This window comes from bacterium, assembly GCA_021372535.1.
Lineage (GTDB): Bacteria > Latescibacterota > Latescibacteria > Latescibacterales > Latescibacteraceae > JAFGMP01.
Genome location: JAJFUH010000208.1, coordinates 1 through 3,361 on the forward strand (window position 1 = coordinate 1; position 3,361 = coordinate 3,361).

Sequence of the window (3,361 nt, forward strand, 5' to 3'; positions counted from 1 at the left end):
GTTAAGAGTGGCAACTATCATATTCTACTGCAAATAAAAGGTACTCAGTAGTTTAACCGTCAGTTCTGATCAGTAATTATAATTTTTACGCCACAAGGAGGATGCGATGAAAAACAGCTTCAGCCGAAGAGTATTTCTGAAAACCGCCTCCGTGGGAACCGCTCTGAGTCTCAGGAGCCCGTCCGTTTTCGCGGATACGACAGATCAAAAGAATCCGGAATACGTACACTCGATCTCCGGGAAATCATCCGTCCGCGTCTGCAAACTCTATTGCGCGAATCCCTCTGGATTATGGCCGAAACCGAAACTGGACCTCCAGAAAGAGATGATCGCCTATGAAACGGAATTCGCCCAATTGCACGATGAGCTGGCAGACATCGATTTTATCGAAAGCCGTCTTATCACATCTCCCGACCAGATCGCCGCAATGAGCAAAAAACTGAGCGATGCCGATGGAATTCTCGTCATCCACCTTCAGCTCGGTATTATGCCCATACTCCAGGAAATTCTGAAAGCGGGGAAACCGACAATCGTATTCGCCGTCCCCTATTCGGGTCATGAGTGGACCCAGTTCGGCGCCCTGCGGAACCAGGAGCAGGGAGTGTTGATGGATTGCCTCCTGACGGGCGACTATAAGGATCTGGCTGTCGCGGTACGGCCGTTCAGGGCTATCCACCATCTGAAGAATGCCCGGATACTCAATGTAACCGCCACAGAGCCGTCCGCAGACTATCTGAACAGCATCAAAAAAACGTTCGGGACCGACATACAGACGATAGGCCGCACGCAGGTGCTCGAAACCTATACGGGTATTCCCGACAGCGATGTGGAAACAGAAACGGAGGCCCTGATCAGCGGCGCCGAAAAAGTTATCGAGCCATCGAGAGAAGAAATCTTCAAATCCTGCAAACTGGCGCTCGCATTTCAGAAGCTTTTAAAAGAAAACGACGCCACAGTAATGACTGTCGACTGTTACGGGAGCATGTATCATAACCTTCCCGCTTTTCCCTGTATCGGCTTTTTCCGGCTCAACAACATGGGACTGGGCGGCATCTGCGAATCCGATCTCAGATCGACCATGACATTCCTGATTTTACAGGGGTTGGTCGGAAGGCCGGGATTTGTGAGCGACCCGACCATGGATGTGTCACGGAACAGCATCATTCTCGCTCACTGCCTTGGCTCGACAAAGATGGACGGACCCAATGGAGAGGCTTTGTCTTACAAGATACGGAGCATCATGGAAAGAGAGGAGGGCGCTGTCATTCAGGCCCGGATGAGAGTCGGACAGAGGGTGACCCAGGCAATACTTGTCGGCGCTGACAAGCTCCAGTACTTTACCGGCGAAATAATCGACACACCCGAAACGGACAGAGGCTGCCGCACCAAGATTACGGTCAGGCTTGACGGCGACGCTGAAAAATTGTGGGAGAACTGGTCGAGCGGACTCCACAGGGTAACCTGTTACGGCGACCTTACGAAAGACCTCGCGCGGTTCTGCCGGTTCAAGGGAATCACCATGGTCAACGAAGCATAGCCGGGTCCGACTGTGACGATACAATAAGCGTGGTTATTGCTCCGGCGAATAAATATAGATACTTACAGCTGGAATAGATGCCGAAACAAGTTCGACATGACACCGTTCGATTTCACAGTTCAATCGCCGTAACAATAAACAACGCAGATAAACGGGATGCTATCGGGCTTTGTGAACGAGTTTTTCTTTCAGACGCGCAAGTTCCGGTTCGAGGCCGACCGGGTACTCATCGGGATCGCTCAGGCGCCTGATTCCATCGGGAAGCCATGACAGCTGGCTGCCGGCGCGTGCCCGAATATCCCCGATCGACGGGATTGTATAAACGAGTTCGCCGTTCCTGAGCACGGGAACGAGGAGGTCCTCGCTTCCGCCGTACTCCGGGATATTACATGCCGAACCATCATCAATTCTATGCATGACCGCTGCACGGTCATCGATACCGAGCCCGATATCATACATGACATCGCACGCGAAACAATCTCCCGAACGATACCGTCTTACCTGCACAATACCGGGAATAGTCGTTTTGGCGGCCTCTTCCGAAAGCTTGACAGTATACCGCCACGGCTCACCAGGGCGGCGGACGGCAGTCAGCTTGTACACTCCACCGAGCGCCGGGTAATCATGAGAGGTGACAAGCCGTGTGCCGACACCCCACACGGCAATCCGGGCGCCCTGTTTCTTCAGTTCCGATATCCTGTATTCGTCGAGCTCGTTGCTGCCGACGATCACCGCATCGGTAAAACCGGCGCTGTCGAGAATTTTCCGCGCCTCCCTGCTCAGTGAGACAAAGTCTCCGGAATCGAGACGGATACCCGCCATGGAATGCCCATGAGAGCGAAGCCACTTTCCGGCCTCGACCGCATTACGGACGCCATCGAGTGTATCATACGTGTCGACGAGAAAAATGCAGTTATTGGGCATTGCCCTCGCATAGGCATGAAACGATTCGAGCTCGTCATCGAACGACATGACCCAGCTGTGCGCATGAGTTCCCTTTACCGGTATCCCGAACAACTTTCCCGCAAGGACGTTCGAGGTGCCGGCGCACCCGCCGATGTACGAGGCTCTGCTCGCGGCAAGGGCGCCATCGAAACCCTGGGCGCGTCGGAGACCGAACTCGAGGACCGACTCTCCCTGCGCCGCCTGGCATATACGGGCGGCTTTTGTGGCGATGAGAGTCTGGAAATTGACGATATTCAGGACGATCGACTCGACAATCTGGCACTGCAGGAGCGGACCGCTGACCCGTACGAGCGGCTCATGGGGAAAAACAACCGTTCCCTCCGGTATGGCATCGACATCGCAGGTCAGCCGCAGGGCGGAAAGATATTCGATAAACCGGTCATCGAACATCCGTAAGCCGTCGCTGCCGCGGAGGGTTCTCAGATATGCACAGTCATCATCCCCGAAACGGAATGACTCGAAAACCGAACAGAGCAATTCCAGTCCGCAGGCGATGCAGTATCCGCCGCCGAACGGCAGTTCACGGAAAAAAAGGCTGAAAACGGCCTCTTTTGTCTCCACTCCCGTTTTCCAGTATCCATACGCCATGGTCAGCTCGTAAAGATCGGTCAACAGGACGGGAGACGAGCCATATAGATTAAAGTTCTTCAAAGGTATCCTGTCCTCGGAAACGTATCATGGTACTCTGTAATTTCATGCTCCCGTTAAGCTGTGTCAAGGCGGAATATTTCCATCTGACAACACACCATTTTAAAGAACACTTTTTTATAGATGTTACTTCCTTAAGATGTTACTTCCTTAAGATGTTACTTCCTTAAGATGTTACTTCCTTAAGATGTTACTTCCTTAAGATGTTAC

The 3,361-nt window shown here is 52.7% G+C and carries 2 protein-coding genes; one reads left to right on the forward strand and one right to left on the reverse strand.

Translation table 11 applies throughout. The annotated features are described in order from the left end of the window. Positions 1-106 precede the first annotated feature (106 nt). The gene (locus LLG96_18135; GenBank protein ID MCE5252124.1) at positions 107-1,537 is read left to right on the forward strand and encodes a hypothetical protein; all 1,431 of its coding nucleotides are present in this window, start codon (positions 107-109) and stop codon (positions 1,535-1,537) included. 159 nt (positions 1,538-1,696) lie between these two features. Here LLG96_18135 and LLG96_18140 read toward each other — a convergent pair whose 3' ends face one another. Further along, a complete protein-coding gene (locus LLG96_18140; protein ID MCE5252125.1) occupies positions 1,697-3,154 on the reverse strand; it encodes a nicotinate phosphoribosyltransferase in 1,458 nt (485 codons plus the stop codon). Positions 3,155-3,361: the final 207 nt, after the last annotated feature.